Genomic DNA, 14,200 nt, shown 5'->3' with positions numbered 1-14,200 from the left:
CGTCGCCTGCCGACCTGAAGATGGTCGCACGGCGCGGCCGGGGCCGTCACCCCGTTTTCACTGCCCGTCAGCGGCCGGTGGCCGGCTGTGCCAGTCCGGGTGACCGGGCATGGGCGGGGTCTTCTGCCCGTGCAGCCAGTCCTTGAAGAAGCCGGTCAGATCGCGTCCGGCGGTCTTGGACGCGAGCCGCACGAAGTCGGCCGTGGTGGCCGTGGAGTCACGGTGTTCCGCCACCCAGTTCCGCTCCAGGCGGCCGAAGGCTTCCGCTCCGATCGTCTGCCGCAGCGCGTAGAGGACCAGGGCGCTGCCGTCGTACACCACGGCACGGAAGAGGCCTAGCTTCTCTCCGGGCTTGCCCTGCCTGGGCGCCGCGGGCGGGCCGCCGGCCGCACGCCAGGTGTCGGACAGGGCATAGGCATCCTTCATCCGTTCCTGCAGCGAGATCCCGCCGTGCTCCTCGGCGTACCGGGCCTCGTACCAGGTGGCGTGGCCTTCGTTCAGCCACAGGTCGGACCAGCGCCGCGGGGAGACGCTGTTGCCGAACCAACTGTGGGCCAGCTCATGCACCATGATCGCGTCGATGTACCACGCGGGGATCCCGGGCTGGGTGAAGAGTCCGCGTTCGAAGAGCGACAGCGTCTGCGTCTCGAGTTCGAATCCGGTGGCCGTGTCGGCGACGAGCAGTCCGTACGTCTCGAAGGGGTACGGTCCGACCTGCTGTTCCATCCATTCCAGATGGCCCGGTGTCTTCTTCAGCCAGGGCTCCAGCAGGTCCCGGTCCTCGGCGGGCACGACATCGCGCACGGGCAGCCCGTGCGGGCCCTTCCGGTGCACCACGGCCGAGCGGCCGATGGACACCTGCGCCAGCTCGGTGGCCATGGGGTGACCGGTCCGGTAGGTCCAGGTGGTGTTCCCCGCGCGCCGGGTGGTGGTGACCAGCGGCTGTCCGTTGGCGACCGCGGTCAGCCCGTCGGGCGCGGTGACACGGAAGGTGAAGATCGCCTTGTCCGCGGGGTGGTCGTTGCACGGGAAGACCAGATGGGCGGCGTCGGCCTGGTTCGCCATGGCCAGCCCGTCGCCGGTGCGCAGCCAGCCGCCGCTGCCGCCCGGGACGCTGGTGTGCCGGACGGTGATCCACACCAGTTCGTTGTCGTCGAGGGCCTTGCCGGGGGTGATGACCAGGTCCTCGCCGGCCGTGGTGAACGCGGCGGGCTTGCCGTCCACTTCGACGCTGCGGACCGTGCCCCGGGCGAAGTCCAGGTTGACGCGTTCGAGCGGTGCGGTGGTCCTTGCGTAGATGCGGGTGACCGCTTCCAGCGGCTGGGTGTTGCTGCCTCCGTAGGTGAGGCCGATGTCGTAGGCGAGGACGTCGTAACCGGGGTTGCCCAGGGCCGGGAACAGTGGATCGCCGATGCCGAGTTCGGTGGGCGCCGGCAGGGCGGCGGCGACGAGTGCGGCCGAGGCGGCGGCCAGCAGGGCGGCACGCGGGCGGCGGGAGAACAGCCAGGAACGGGGCCTGGAAGGAAGCCGGGAGGAGAGCAGCATGTCCCTACCGCTACCAGTGGCCGCCGCACCGGCGGCGACGGCACGCGCCGCGCCCACCCGAAAGGGGTCAGGCCGTCGCCGGATGCTGCGACCGGCTCACGTCGTACACCCCCGGCACGTCCCGCATCGCCCGCATCAGGGCGGGCAGCCCTGACGCGTCCGGCAGCTGAAGGGTGTAGGTGTGCCGGACCCGTTGATCGTTCGGCGGCTCCACGGTGGCCGAGACGACCGCGGCGCCCGCGGTGGCGATGGCCTCGGTGAGGTCGGCGAGCAGCCGTGGCCGCCCGAACGACTCGGCGACCAGGGTGACCCGGCAGTCCGCCGTATCGGCCCAGCGCACCCCGACCGGCGCCCGTCCGCCGGCCCTCATCCGTTTTGCCGCCCGGCACTCCTCGCGGTGCACGGTCACCACACCGCCGCGTACCGCGAACCCGGTGACCGCGTCGGGCGGCACCGGCGTACAGCAGCCCGCGAGCCGCACGGAGGCGTCCGGCAGGTCCACCACCGCACCCGCGGCCGACGGCGGCAGGGCGTTGACGGCGAGGGGCAGGCGCGACGGGGGTCCCCCCTGCTCACGGGCGTGCCCACTGATCGAGCGAAGCCGAGAGCTCGGGGGAGAAGCCGAGAGCTCGAGGGAGGCGGCTGGGGCCGTGGGCCCCTCGGGGTGCGCGGTCAGCCAGCCGCTGATGGCGATGCGGGCGGCGGGGGTGCGGGCGTGGTCGAGCCAGTCGGGCGAGGGCCCGGAGCCGGCGTCCTGGGCGAGCAGCAGCTGCACGGTGTCGCCGTCGCTCAGCACGGTGCCGAGGGTGGCGAGCCGGCCGTTGACCCGGGCCCCGATGCAGGCGTGCGCGGCCTTGCCGTACTGCGCGTAGGCGGCGTCGACGCAACTGGCTCCGGCCGGCAGGCCGAGCGTCCCGCCGTCGGTACGGAAGACCGTGATCTCACGGTCCTGGGCCAGGTCCGCGCGGAGCGAGGTCCAGAAGGTGTCGGGGTCGGGCGCGTTCTGCTGCCACTCCAGGAGGCGGGAGAGCCAGCCGGGCCTGGTGGGGTCGGCGCGCTCGCCGTCGACGGGCTCGGCGCCGTCGGCCGCCGCGTAGGGATTGCCGAGGGCGACGACGCCGGCCTCGGCGACCTTGTGCATCTGGTGCGTACGGATGAGGACTTCGGCGACCGAGCCGTCCCGGCAGGCGACGGCGGTGTGCAGCGACTGGTAGAGGTTGAACTTGGGCGCGGCGATGAAGTCCTTGAACTCGGAGATCACCGGGGTGAAGCAGGTGTGCAGTTCACCGAGGACGGCGTAGCAGTCGGCGTCCTCTCCGACCAGCACCAGCAGCCGGCCGTAGTCCGCGCCGCGCAACTCGCCGCGCTTGAGCCTGACCCGGTGCACCGAGACCAAGTGCCGTGGCCTGGTGAGGACTTCCGCCGTGATACCGGCCTCACGCAGCACGGCCCGGGTGTCCTCGGCGATGCCGGTCAGCGGGTCCTCGGCGGTGGCGGCGGCCGCGACGAGGGCGCGGGTGTGCTCGTACTCCTCGGGGTGGAGGATCGCGAAGACCAGGTCCTCCAGCTCGGTCTTGAGGGCCTGCACACCGAGCCGCTCGGCGAGCGGGATGAGTACGTCCCGGGTGACCTTGGCGATCCGGGCCTGTTTCTCGGGGCGCATCACGCCGAGGGTGCGCATGTTGTGCAGCCGGTCGGCGAGCTTGATGGACATGACACGGACATCGCTGCCGGTGGCGACGAGCATCTTGCGGAAGGTCTCGGGCTCGGCGGCGGCGCCGTAATCGACCTTCTCCAGTTTGGTCACGCCGTCGACCAGATAGCGGACTTCTTCGCCGAACTCCTCGCGCACCTGATCGAGGGTCACTTCGGTGTCCTCCACGGTGTCGTGGAGGAGTGAGGCGGTCAAGGTGGTGGTTTCCGCGCCGAGTTCGGCGAGGATCAGCGTGACGGCGAGCGGATGGGTGATGTACGGCTCGCCGCTCTTGCGCAGTTGTCCCCGGTGCGAGGACTCGGCGAGTACGTACGCCCGGTGCAGGACAGCCGGATCGGCATCGGGATGATGCGCACGGTGCGCCTCCACGACATGCCCGATGGCATCCGGCAGCCGGTCCCGGGAGGCGGGGCCGAGCACCGCGGCGCGGCTCAGCCGACGGAGGTCGATCCTGGGGCGGGCGCGCTTTCGACTGGGCGCGCCCGGATTGACGGCCTCTGCACTCATGGGCACCTCCGGCACCATCGACCGGCGGTGGGCGAGCCGTGGCTTCGGCCCGCCGGGCCGGTGCTTGATGCTACCGACCCCACCACGTGGCGCAGTCCAGCTCTCGCTCAGCGTGAACCGGATCACCCATTCGAGCGAAGGTTCAGTCGCCCGCGGTTTGGGTGCCCGGGCACGGGGAGCGCGGAGAGAGGAGCGGGTCGAGGGCCGAGTCCGGCAAGGCGGAGGAGGAGGGCGCAGCGGCGCTGCGCGCGACGACGAGAACGCAGCCAGGCGAGAGTCATCGACCCGCGACGCCGCGGGCCCTGTGTTCGGGCACCCTTAGAGCAGCGAGGGGTCGATCGTGCCCTCGGCGACGATGACGGCGGGCCCGGTCATCTCGATCTCGCCGTCCGGACGCTCGGTGATGACCAGGGTGCCGCCGAGGACGTCCACGGTGTACGTCACGGGGGCGCCGGTCAGTGCGGGGTCGGCGCCGTCCCTGCGGGCCGCGGCGACGGCCACCGCGCAGGCGCCCGTACCGCAGGAGCGGGTCTCGCCGACGCCGCGCTCGTACACCCGCATGGCGACATGGCGGGGCCCGCGGTCGACGACGAACTCGATGTTCACACCGTCCGGATACACGGCGGCGGGCGTGAAGGCGGGCACGGAGAACAGATTGCCCGCGTGCGCCAGGTCGTCCACGAAGGCGACGGCGTGCGGATTGCCCATGTTGACGTTGCGGGCGGACCAGCTGCGGCCTGCGACGGTCACGGTGACGCCGTCCTCGGGAAGCAGGGCGCGGCCCATGGAGACGGTGACGTCGCCCTGCTTGTCGAGGTGGACGCGCTTGACACCGCCGCGTGTGGCGACGGCCAGGTCGCCTGCCCCGACGAGCCCGGCGTGCTGCAGATAGTGGGCGAAGACGCGCACGCCGTTGCCGCACATCTCGGCCACGGAGCCGTCGCCGTTGCGGTAGTCCATGAACCACTCGGCGTCGCCGGCCATGTCCCTGGCCTCGGGGTGGGCGGCCGACCGCACGACATGCAGCAGACCGTCACCGCCGATGCCGGCCCGGCGGTCGCACAGCCTGGCCACGGCGGTGGCGGGCAGGTCCACGGCGTTGTCCGGGTCGGGGACGATCACGAAGTCGTTCTCGGTCCCGTGGCCCTTGAGGAAGGTGATCGGCGAAGGGTTCACGCGGCAATCGTATCTTTTGGGCTCGGTTCGCCTCCGAAACCGCTCAAGGCTGTGCCGACGGTCGATCGTGCTCGACCGCTCGTTCCTCGCGGCCTCCGCGCTCCCGAGCTACCTCCCGCAGCCATCTCCCCGGCTACCGCTGCGGGTGCCCCCCAGGGGTGGCCCCACTCCCTTTCACCGTGCCGATATGCACCTCCGGCGCGTGGAGCCGCGCTCTCTTCGGCTCACTCGCCATGGGGTGAACGAGGTCGCGCCGCACTCAGCGGAGCCGGGCCACTCGCCAGACCGCGAGCGCGACCAGCGCCGAGGCGAGCACGGCATACAGGACGACGACCCGCCAGTCGGGGCGGTCGCCGGAGCCCCGCGCGGGCAGCCCGGGCCAGGTGTACCCCACCCGGCGGGCGGCCATCATGCCCCAACCGGCGGCGCAGGAGCTGATCAGCAGACCCAGCATGGCGACCACGGCTCCGCCGTCGCCGAACTCGAAGGCGAGCGGGAAGGCGAACATCAGCGAACCGACCGCCGCGAGCATCACGATGGGGGCGAGCTGCCAGACCCGCAGCCGGCCCCGGGGGCGCAGCTCGACCTCGACCTCCGCCTCGGTGGTCAGATCCACTGCCTCGGGGGGCAGGTCCGGCTCTTCTGGCCCGTCAGGACTCAGCGACGCACTCAAGGGCGCAGTGTCTTCCTGTGCTCGCTGTTCTCCGTCGCGAGGGCCGGCCTCCATCGCCACGCGCCCTCCCAATCCGGACTCCACTGGTCGATCGAAGCTCGATGATGGCACGTGCCCGGGCACCGGAATGACGGGCGGAGCGTCCCGATGCCATCACGTGATCAGGCTGTAATCCCTCGTTCGAGCAACGTGAGCGCCCGCCGCGGGAGTTCCGCACGGTCCTCGGCGGCACCGCTCAGCCAGACGACCCGGGGGTCACGGCGGAACCAGGAGTCCTGGCGGCGGGCGAAGCGCTTGGTGGCACGCACGGTCTCGGCGCGCGCCTCGTCCTCGCTGCACTCCCCCGCGAGCGCCGCGAGCACCTGCTGGTAGCCGAGCGCACGTGAGGCCGTGCGCCCCTCGCGCAGCCCCTGCGCCTCCAGGGTGCGCACCTCGTCCACGAGGCCCGCCTCCCACATCCGGTCGACCCGCAGCGCGATGCGCTCGTCGAGCTCGGGCCGGGCCACGTCGACGCCGATCTGGACCGTGTCGTAGACCGAGTCGTGGCCGGGGAGGTTGGCGGTGAAGGGCTTGCCAGTGATCTCGATCACTTCGAGCGCGCGGACGATGCGCCGGCCGTTGCTGGGCAGGATCGCCCGCGCGGCCTCGGGGTCGGCGGCAGCCAGTCGGGCGTGCAGCACACCGGAGCCACGCAGCGTCAGCTCCTCCTCCAGACGGGCCCGCACCTCGGGGTCGGTGCCCGGGAACTCGAGGGCGTCGATGGCTCCGCGTACGTACAGGCCGGAGCCGCCGACCAGGACGGGCGTACGGCCCTCGGCGAGCAGCCGGTCGATCTCCGCGCGCGCGAGCCGCTGGTACTCGGCGACGCTGGCCGTCTCGGTGACGTCCCAGATGTCGAGGAGGTGGTGTGGCACCCCTCCGCGCTCCTCGGGCGTCAGCTTGGCGGTGCCGATGTCCATCCCCCGGTAGAGCTGCATGGAGTCGGCGTTGACGACTTCGCCACCGAAATGCCGGGCGAGGGCGACGCCCAGATCGGACTTTCCGGCCGCTGTGGGACCGACGACGGCGATGACCCGCGGTGCGGGAGCTGCACTTCTCACCGTCCCAGTCTCGCAAACCCCGGAGGCCGCCCCCGAACGAGTGACGTAACGGCACGGAACGAGGGTCGTTGCCAGTTGCGAGGTTCTCGCCGCCGGTTTTCTCGCACCGGCCCTTCCCGGCGGCGCGATGAGGGCATCTCGCTGCGCGGGATGTAGCCCACACGAGTAAACTATGGAGTAGATATGGGCGTTTTTGAACGGTTTCGTCGGAAGTCCAAGGAGGCTGCCACGGCGTCAACCGAGGAGACACCGACCGCCACTCGGACGGCCGAGCCCATGGTGCAGGCCCCGCCGGACGACAGTACTCCGGAGGCCGGTACTGCGGAGGGCGTGGAGATTCCCAAGCAGCAGTCGGCCGAGGAGGCGGCCGACAACGAAGCCGGAGAAGGCGCCCGCAAGTAGTCGCGAGTTGCGCTTGAGGGAAGGTGACCCATGGGCTTCATGGACAAGATGAAGACCAAGTTCGGCCCGGCCAAGGAAAAGGCCTCCGGCTACGCGGTGAAGCACGGAGACAAGCTCGACAAGCTGGGACACGGCCTGGAGAAGGCTGCGAAGACGGTCGACGAGAAGACCAAGCACAAGTACAGCAGCAAGATCCAGTCGGGTACGGGCAAGGCGAAGGGGACCCTGGACCGCCTCGCGCACCCCGCCAAGGAAGAGGGCGGCACCGGGGGCACTCCGCCGGCCTCCTGACGTCACGGGTGGCCGGCCGCGGAGCGGAGACTCCACGGCCGGCCGCCGGCATGACGGTGCGCCCTCGCTACGACCAGAGGGCGACGAAGTAGCCCACCCCGTACGGCGCGTTCTCGTAGAGCAGCTGTCCGCCCAGGCCCGCGCCCTCGGCGGCGCCCGCGAGCACCTGCCAGGGGGCACGGCCCGCCGCCTTGAGCTCCCGCGCCAGCGATTCGTCCAGCGTCAGAAGCGCCTCATGGTCCGCCGCTTCCAGTGCCCGGGCGGCCGTGGTGTCGAACCCGGCCGCGCGGTCGTCGAGATAGCCCGGCGCCTTGACGGTACGACAGGCACTGCCGTCACCCATCACCAGCAGGGCCACGCGGCCCGCGCGGCCCGCGAGTTCACGCCCCAGCTCGGCACACTGCCCGGCGCCGAGCGTCTCTTCCACACCGAGTCCCTCGACCGGGACGGAGGACGACTCGGCCTGCTCGAGCAGCCAGGCGCCCACGGCGAGCGAGGAGGGCAGCTCATGTGCGGCGGTCCGGCCGGCTGCCCCCAGGGTCACCTCCAGGTCCACCCCGAAGCCACGGAAGGAACCGGTGGCCCCCATGAGGTGCCGTCCAGCCCCCTCGGGGCCGGCCGGCCCCACGACGACCAGCAGTTCGGGCCGGGCGGCGGCCAGCACCCCGAGGGCTGCGGCACAAGCGTCCCGCGCCTCGTCGAGCTCGGGCGCGGCACCGGCCGCCACTTCGGGCACAAGCAGCGGCGGACAGGGGCAGACGGCTGCGGCAACAAGCATGATCCGCAGCCTAGTGCCCCTCCCGGCAACGTTTGACCCGTCGCGACGCTCCCCCAGCCACCTCCCCCAGGGGTGCCCCCAGGCACGCACGCTCGCTGTGTTGGCCGAAAACCCAAGGAGCGCTGCTACGAGGGCCTTCGGCCGCCTTGCGATCGCACGCACCGGACGCCGCTCCTCGACGGGCACCGTTGCCGGTCGCGGCACTGGCGGGCACCGCAGGAGCGCACCTCGGCGTGTATGTGCGCTCAGTGCGCCGAGCAGCCGCCCGTGACCGGAGGAAGCGGGGCCGGGGCGCCCACCGTGGGCAGGCCCAGCATCACGCCGGCCGGCTTCGCCGCCTCACCGGCGTTGCGCTTCTCCCAGGCGTCACCGGCGCGGGTGCGACGCACCGCGGTCGTCGGGCCCTCGGCGAGCAGGTGGTGCGGGGCCGCGTAAGTGATCTCCACGGTCGCCACATCGCCCGGACGCACCTCCTGCTCCGGCTTGGTGAAGTGAACCAGGCGGTTGTCGGGAGCGCGGCCGGAAAGACGCTGCGTGGCACCGTCCTTGCGGCCCTCGCCCTCGGCGACCATGACGTCCAGGGTGCGGCCGACCTGCTTCTTGTTCTCCTCCCAGGAGATCTCCTCCTGCAGGGCGACCAGACGCTCGTAGCGCGCCTGCACGACCTCCTTGGGGATCTGGTTCTCCATCTCGGCGGCCGGGGTCCCGGGGCGCTTGGAGTACTGGAAGGTGAAGGCGTTCGCGAAGCGTGCCTCGCGCACGGTGTGCAGGGTCTGCTCGAAGTCCTCCTCGGTCTCGCCGGGGAAGCCCACGATGATGTCGGTGGAGATGGCTGCGTGCGGGATGGCCGCGCGCACCTTCCGGATGATGCCGAGGAATCGCTCCTGCCGGTACGAGCGGCGCATCGCCTTGAGGATCGCGTCCGAACCGGACTGGAGCGGCATGTGCAGCTGCGGCATCGCGTTCGGGGTCTCGGCCATCGCGGCGATCACGTCGTCGGTGAAGTCGCGCGGGTGCGGCGAGGTGAAGCGGACCCGCTCCAGGCCCTCGATGTTCCCGCAGGCGCGCAGCAGCTTGCTGAAGGCCTCGCGGTCGCCGATGTCGGAGCCGTACGCGTTGACGTTCTGGCCGAGCAGGGTGATCTCGGAGACGCCCTCGGCGACCAGTGCCTCGATCTCGGCGAGGATGTCGCCGGGACGGCGGTCCTTCTCCTTGCCGCGCAGCGCCGGCACGATGCAGAAGGTGCAGGTGTTGTTGCAGCCGACGGAGATGGAGACCCACGCGGCGTAGGCGGACTCGCGCCGGGTCGGCAGCGTGGAGGGGAACGCCTCCAGCGACTCGGCGATCTCGACCTGCGCCTCTTCCATGATCCGGGCACGCTCCAGCAGCACCGGCAGCTTGCCGATGTTGTGCGTACCGAAGACGACGTCGACCCACGGCGCCTTCTTCACGATGGTGTCGCGGTCCTTCTGGGCGAGGCAGCCGCCGACGGCGATCTGCATCCCGGGGCGTGCGGCCTTCATCGGGGCGAGCCGGCCGAGATTGCCGTACAGCTTGTTGTCGGCGTTCTCCCGCACCGCGCAGGTGTTGAAGACGATGACATCGGCCTCGCCCTCACCCGTGCCCTCGGGCGCACGTACGTATCCGGCGTCCTCCAGCAGGCCCGACAGCCGCTCGGAGTCGTGGACGTTCATCTGGCACCCGTAGGTGCGCACCTCGTAAGTCTTCGCGCTCATCTCGCACACCAGGGTACGGGGTCGCCCCGCGCCCTTGCCCCTGCCTTTCTCCGGCCGGGGCCGAGCTGGCAGGATCGCGCGCATGTTCGCGCCGCTCTCCCGGATCAGCCGCCGCCGCGCCCTGCAGGGGTCCGGCGTGGCTCTGGTGCTGTTCGGAATGCTGCTGTGGTGGCTGCTCCCGATCGGGGAGACGCCGCCGAGCGGGACGCTGACGTTCAGTACGGGCGCCCGCAACGGTGTCTACCAGCGCTACGGGGAGCTGCTCCAGGCCGCGCTCGCCCGCGATCTGCCCGATGTCACCATCAGCCTGCGCACCAGCGAGGGGTCCCAGCAGAACCTCGCGCGCGTGGCGACCGGCCAGGCGGACTTCACCATCGCCACCGCGGACGCCGTGGCCACGTACCAGCGCAAAGGCGGACCGGGCGCCGGCCGGCTGCGCGGCTGCGCCCGGCTGTACGACGACTATGTGCAGCTGGTCGTCCCGCGCGGCTCCACGGTGCGCTCGGCCGACGAGCTGAGGGGCAGGCGGGTGGCGGTGGGCCAGCCGGGCTCGGGAGTGCGGCTGATCGCCGAGCGGCTGCTGAGGGCCGCGGGCCTGGACCCGCAGCGGGACATCGTCCCGGTGGCGGCGGGCATCGACACCGCCCCGGACCGGCTGGAGCGCGGCGAGCTGGACGCGTTCATCTGGTCGGGCGGGCTGCCGACCACCGCGATCGTGGACCTGTCACAGCGGTTCCCGGTGCGGCTGGTGCCGCTGGGCGACCTGCTGCCCGCCCTGCACGCGCAGGACGGCATCGCCGATTATTACCGGGCGGCGACCATGCCCGCCGACGCCTATCGCGAGGTACAGGACGGGTTCCCGGTGACCACGGTGGCCGTCGCGAATCTGCTGGTGACGACGGACCGTACCAGCCCGCAGCTCACCGAGGGCTTCACCCGCAGCGTGATCCGCAGCCGTGACGGCGTCGGCCGCGAGGTGCACGCGGCTCAGCTGGTGGACCTGCGCACGGCCATCTACACGGACCCGCTGCCGCTGCACGAGGGGGCCAGGCGCTACTACCTGTCGGTCAAGCCGTAGCCGGCGTACGCGGCAGGATGACGGTCACCCGCAGTCCGTGCGGCTCGTTCGGCCCGTACGTGATCGAGCCGCCGCCCGCCGCCAGCAGCGCCCGCGCGATGGACAGGCCCAGGCCCGAGCCCTTGATGTTCTGATGGCGGTTGCTGCGCCAGAAGCGATCGCCGACACGGGTGAGCTCCTCCTCGGTCAGACCGGGGCCCCGGTCGGCGACGACGATCCTGGAGTCGGCGCCGTCGGAGCGGACCGCGACCTGGACCTCCTCACCCTCCTGGGTGAACTTCAGCGCATTGTCGATCACCGCGTCGAGCACGCTGGACAGCGCGACCGGGTCGGCCCAGGCGGTGACCGCCGGAATGCCGTCGCCGGTGAGCCGGACGCCCTTGTCGTCCGCGAGCGGCCGCCAGGCGTCCAGCCGCTCGGCCGTCAGGGCCCCGATGTCGGTGAGCCGCAGGTCCGCGGCGGCGTGCTCGGCCAGCGCCAGGTCCAGCAAGTCGTCGAGGACCTGCGCCAGTCGCTTGCCCTCGGTGCGCACCGAGGCGATCTCCGCGTTGCCCGCGGGGAGTTCGAGGGCGAGCAGTTCGATACGCAGCAGCAGCGCGGCCAGAGGGTTGCGAAGCTGGTGGGAGGCATCGGCGACGAAGGCACGCTGCTGCTCCAGGACTTCCTCTACATGGTCGGCCATCTCGTTGAACGAGCGGGCCAGGCGCCTGAGTTCGGGCGGGCCGCCGGCCGCCGCGACCCGGGCGTTCATCCGGCCTGTCGCGATGTCGTGGGCCGCAGTGTCCAGCACGCGTACGGGCCGCAGCACCCAGCCGGTCAGCCGGAACGCGGCCGCGACCGCGAGCAGCATCGCGGCGGTCTCCCCCGCGGCGATCAGCAGCCAGCCGTTCAGGGTGCGCGAGCGCATCGGGCCGGTGGGCGAGTCGGTGACGACGACGGCGACCACATCGCCGTCCCGGACGACCGGGGAGGCGACGACCAGCCGGCCGCGCTGCCACGGCCAGACCTGGTCCGGGTCATGACTGCGCCGGCCGGCGAGGGCCTCCTCGAACGCCTGGCGCCCCTCGCCGCTCTCCGGCACGGCCCAGTCGTCCGGGGCGAGCCCCATGGCGGTGCCGTCACGGCGGAAGACGCCGGCCTTGATCCCGTACAGCTCGTGATAGCGGGCCAGCTCCGCGGTCAGGGTCGCCCGCCGCTTGTCCGGGTCCTCCCCCGTGACACCGACGGCCGGGTCGGTTCCGAAATACGTGTCGACGTCGGTGACGAACTGGGCGAGGGCCGCGAAGCGCGCCGTGTCGTCGATCCGGTCCACGACCACGTTCTGCTGCTGGGCGGCGGCGACGCTCACCGCGAGCGGAAAGCCCAGAGCGACCAGCACCAGCGCCAGCAGGAAGATGAGAAGCGGAAGAAGTCGGGTACGCACCGGCTGTTACGGGCCTTGCAGCGACGCGGGCGGCGCAGCCAGACGGTAGCCGACACCGCGCACGGTCTCGATCAGGGCGGGCCTGCTCAACTTGGCACGCAGGGACGCCACATGGACCTCGAGCGTCCTGCCGGTACCCTCCCAGCTGGTACGCCACACCTCGCTGATGATCTGCTCCCTGCGGAAGACGACTCCGGGCCGCTGCGCGAGCAGCGCGAGCAGATCGAACTCCTTGCGGGTCAGCTGGACGACCTCGCCGTCGACGCTGACGCGGCGCGTGGACAGCTCGATCGCCACGGAGCCGAGGCGGAGCGCGCCCTCGCCGGCCGGTGCCGCCCCTTCGTCCCCGGGGGCGGTGCGGCGGCTGACGGCGTGGATACGGGCGAGCAGTTCCCCGGTGTCGTACGGCTTGACGACATAGTCGTCGGCGCCGAGGTTGAGGCCGTGGATGCGTGAGCGGACGTCGGCGCGCGCGGTCACCATGATGACCGGGGTACTGGTGCGCTTGCGGATCTTCCCGCAGACCTCGTACCCGTCCTGGTCGGGCAGCCCGAGGTCGAGGAGTACGACACCGAACGGCTGCTGTCCGGCGGGGAGCAGGGCCTGCAGCGCCTCCTCGCCGTTACGCGCGTGCACGACGTCGAAGCCGTGCCTGGCGAGGATCGCGGACAGGGCCGCGGCGACGTGGTTGTCGTCCTCGACCAGCAGCAGTCTCATGGTCTCCCTCCAGTGGTGTCCCGTTGGCTCGCGCGCCATGGTGACGTCATGTACCACGGCATCCACGCCGATGGGGGCCTTGCCAGTCAAGGGCCATCCGCGTGGAGCCGGGTTTCCGTTATGCACCCGGTACTCCGGAGACGAACCGGTTCACGCAGTGTGCCCGGCCGCAGCCGGATCGTTATCCTCAATTTCCGCTCAGATGTGATGACGTCGGTCCCGGGGCCTGATTAAGTCCTCCCAACCGAGGAGGACGGAGCTAGAAGCCGATGAGCGGAGTATCAGTGGACAAGGGCACCAAGGACGCCGTGCCGGCGGACAGCCTGGTCGTGCTGAGCAACGTCAACAAGCACTTCGGCGCGCTGCATGTGCTCCAGGACGTCGACCTGACCATCGCCCGCGGCGAAGTCGTGGTCGTCATCGGGCCGTCCGGGTCGGGCAAGTCCACGCTGTGCCGCGCCATCAACCGCCTGGAGACGATCGACTCGGGCGTGATCACCATCGACGGCAAGCCGCTCCCGGCCGAGGGACGCGAGCTCGCCCGGCTGCGCGCCGATGTGGGCATGGTCTTCCAGTCGTTCAACCTCTTCGCGCACAAGACCGTGCTGGAAAACGTCATGCTCGGCCAGGTCAAGGTCCGCAAGACGGACAAGAAGGCCGCCGAGGAGAAGGCCCGCACCCTGCTCGACCGGGTCGGTGTCCTCTCCCAGGCGGACAAGTACCCGGCCCAACTCTCCGGTGGCCAGCAGCAACGGGTGGCGATCGCCCGTGCACTGGCCATGGACCCGAAGGTGATCCTCTTCGACGAGCCGACTTCGGCGCTCGACCCGGAGATGATCAACGAGGTGCTGGAGGTCATGCAGCAGCTCGCCCGGGACGGGATGACGATGGTCGTCGTCACCCATGAGATGGGCTTTGCGCGTTCGGCCGCCAACCGGGTCGTGTTCATGGCGGACGGAAAAATCGTCGAAGAGGCCACGCCGGACCAGTTCTTCAGCAATCCTCGCAGCGACCGCGCCAAGGACTTCCTGTCGAAGATCCTGCACCACTGACGACCGAA

General features: G+C 71.1%; 13 protein-coding genes. 4 read left to right on the top strand and 9 right to left on the bottom strand.

Going from position 1 to position 14,200, the window contains the following annotated elements; genetic code table 11:
- Positions 1-57 precede the first annotated feature (57 nt).
- The 5 genes from ABD858_RS24305 to miaA form a co-directional block, all read right to left on the bottom strand.
- The gene (locus ABD858_RS24305) at positions 58-1,545 is read right to left on the bottom strand and encodes a M1 family metallopeptidase (protein ID WP_345041207.1); all 1,488 of its coding nucleotides are present in this window, start codon (positions 1,543-1,545) and stop codon (positions 58-60) included.
- A 67-nt stretch (positions 1,546-1,612) separates the two neighbouring features.
- Entirely contained in the window at positions 1,613-3,766 is a 2,154-nt protein-coding gene (locus ABD858_RS24300; RefSeq protein WP_345041205.1) for a RelA/SpoT family protein, read from the bottom strand.
- A gap of 318 nt (positions 3,767-4,084) precedes the next feature.
- A complete protein-coding gene (gene dapF, locus ABD858_RS24295) occupies positions 4,085-4,942 on the bottom strand; it encodes a diaminopimelate epimerase (RefSeq protein WP_345041202.1) in 858 nt (285 codons plus the stop codon).
- A gap of 259 nt (positions 4,943-5,201) precedes the next feature.
- The gene (locus ABD858_RS24290; RefSeq protein ID WP_345044819.1) at positions 5,202-5,669 is read right to left on the bottom strand and encodes a hypothetical protein; all 468 of its coding nucleotides are present in this window, start codon (positions 5,667-5,669) and stop codon (positions 5,202-5,204) included.
- 107 nt (positions 5,670-5,776) lie between these two features.
- Positions 5,777-6,715: a tRNA (adenosine(37)-N6)-dimethylallyltransferase MiaA gene (gene miaA / locus ABD858_RS24285; RefSeq protein ID WP_345041200.1), complete on the bottom strand. Its 939-nt coding sequence runs from the start codon at positions 6,713-6,715 to the stop codon at positions 5,777-5,779.
- A gap of 183 nt (positions 6,716-6,898) precedes the next feature.
- Between miaA and ABD858_RS24280 the strand changes: the two genes are divergently transcribed.
- Together ABD858_RS24280 and ABD858_RS24275 are read left to right on the top strand one after the other, a co-directional pair.
- Complete coding sequence (locus ABD858_RS24280; RefSeq protein ID WP_345041197.1) at positions 6,899-7,117, top strand: hypothetical protein; 219 nt, start codon at positions 6,899-6,901, stop codon at positions 7,115-7,117.
- 39 nt (positions 7,118-7,156) lie between these two features.
- Complete coding sequence (locus ABD858_RS24275; RefSeq protein ID WP_425586241.1) at positions 7,157-7,408, top strand: antitoxin; 252 nt, start codon at positions 7,157-7,159, stop codon at positions 7,406-7,408.
- Positions 7,409-7,475: 67 nt separating this feature from the next.
- Here the strand turns inward: ABD858_RS24275 and ABD858_RS24270 are convergent, their stop codons facing one another.
- Both ABD858_RS24270 and miaB read right to left on the bottom strand, forming a co-directional pair.
- Positions 7,476-8,186, bottom strand: coding sequence for a class III extradiol dioxygenase subunit B-like domain-containing protein (locus tag ABD858_RS24270; protein ID WP_345041193.1), 711 nt, complete (start codon positions 8,184-8,186; stop codon positions 7,476-7,478).
- 245 nt (positions 8,187-8,431) lie between these two features.
- A complete protein-coding gene (gene miaB / locus ABD858_RS24265) occupies positions 8,432-9,922 on the bottom strand; it encodes a tRNA (N6-isopentenyl adenosine(37)-C2)-methylthiotransferase MiaB (RefSeq protein ID WP_345041191.1) in 1,491 nt (496 codons plus the stop codon).
- An 82-nt stretch (positions 9,923-10,004) separates the two neighbouring features.
- Between miaB and ABD858_RS24260 the strand changes: the two genes are divergently transcribed.
- Complete coding sequence (locus tag ABD858_RS24260) at positions 10,005-11,000, top strand: TAXI family TRAP transporter solute-binding subunit (RefSeq protein ID WP_345041189.1); 996 nt, start codon at positions 10,005-10,007, stop codon at positions 10,998-11,000.
- Here ABD858_RS24260 and ABD858_RS24255 read toward each other — a convergent pair.
- Positions 10,990-12,423 carry a sensor histidine kinase gene (locus ABD858_RS24255; protein ID WP_345041187.1) on the bottom strand — a complete coding sequence of 478 codons (1,434 nt, stop codon included), beginning with the start codon at positions 12,421-12,423 and terminating at the stop codon, positions 10,990-10,992. The genes ABD858_RS24260 and ABD858_RS24255 overlap by 11 nt on opposite strands.
- A 6-nt stretch (positions 12,424-12,429) precedes the next feature.
- Positions 12,430-13,140 (bottom strand): response regulator transcription factor, encoded by a 711-nt coding sequence (locus ABD858_RS24250; RefSeq protein ID WP_345041185.1) that lies wholly within the window; start codon positions 13,138-13,140, stop codon positions 12,430-12,432.
- 269 nt (positions 13,141-13,409) lie between these two features.
- Here ABD858_RS24250 and ABD858_RS24245 point away from each other — a divergent pair, with 269 nt between their 5' ends.
- Entirely contained in the window at positions 13,410-14,192 is a 783-nt protein-coding gene (locus ABD858_RS24245) for an amino acid ABC transporter ATP-binding protein (RefSeq protein ID WP_345041182.1), read from the top strand.
- The last annotated feature ends 8 nt before the right edge of the window (positions 14,193-14,200 follow it).

It is taken from the genome of Streptomyces sannanensis, assembly GCF_039536205.1.
Classification (GTDB): domain Bacteria; phylum Actinomycetota; class Actinomycetes; order Streptomycetales; family Streptomycetaceae; genus Streptomyces; species Streptomyces sannanensis.
Note: the sequence above shows the minus strand (reverse complement) of the source record. Positions and strands in the feature narration are given on the sequence as shown.

Bases quoted from the DNA above. Each gene is read 5' to 3' on its own strand.
- ABD858_RS24280 (WP_345041197.1), top strand. From the start codon at position 6,899: ATGGGCGTTTTTGAACGGTTTCGTCGGAAGTCCAAGGAGGCTGCCACG.
- ABD858_RS24245 (WP_345041182.1), top strand. From the start codon at position 13,410: ATGAGCGGAGTATCAGTGGACAAGGGCACCAAGGACGCCGTGCCGGCG.
- ABD858_RS24260 (WP_345041189.1), top strand. From the start codon at position 10,005: ATGTTCGCGCCGCTCTCCCGGATCAGCCGCCGCCGCGCCCTGCAGGGG.
- miaB (WP_345041191.1), bottom strand. From the start codon at position 9,922: ATGAGCGCGAAGACTTACGAGGTGCGCACCTACGGGTGCCAGATGAAC.
- ABD858_RS24300 (WP_345041205.1), bottom strand. From the start codon at position 3,766: ATGAGTGCAGAGGCCGTCAATCCGGGCGCGCCCAGTCGAAAGCGCGCC.
- ABD858_RS24290 (WP_345044819.1), bottom strand. From the start codon at position 5,669: ATGGAGGCCGGCCCTCGCGACGGAGAACAGCGAGCACAGGAAGACACT.
- ABD858_RS24275 (WP_425586241.1), top strand. From the start codon at position 7,157: ATGGACAAGATGAAGACCAAGTTCGGCCCGGCCAAGGAAAAGGCCTCC.
- ABD858_RS24250 (WP_345041185.1), bottom strand. From the start codon at position 13,140: ATGAGACTGCTGCTGGTCGAGGACGACAACCACGTCGCCGCGGCCCTG.
- ABD858_RS24305 (WP_345041207.1), bottom strand. From the start codon at position 1,545: ATGCTGCTCTCCTCCCGGCTTCCTTCCAGGCCCCGTTCCTGGCTGTTC.
- ABD858_RS24270 (WP_345041193.1), bottom strand. From the start codon at position 8,186: ATGCTTGTTGCCGCAGCCGTCTGCCCCTGTCCGCCGCTGCTTGTGCCC.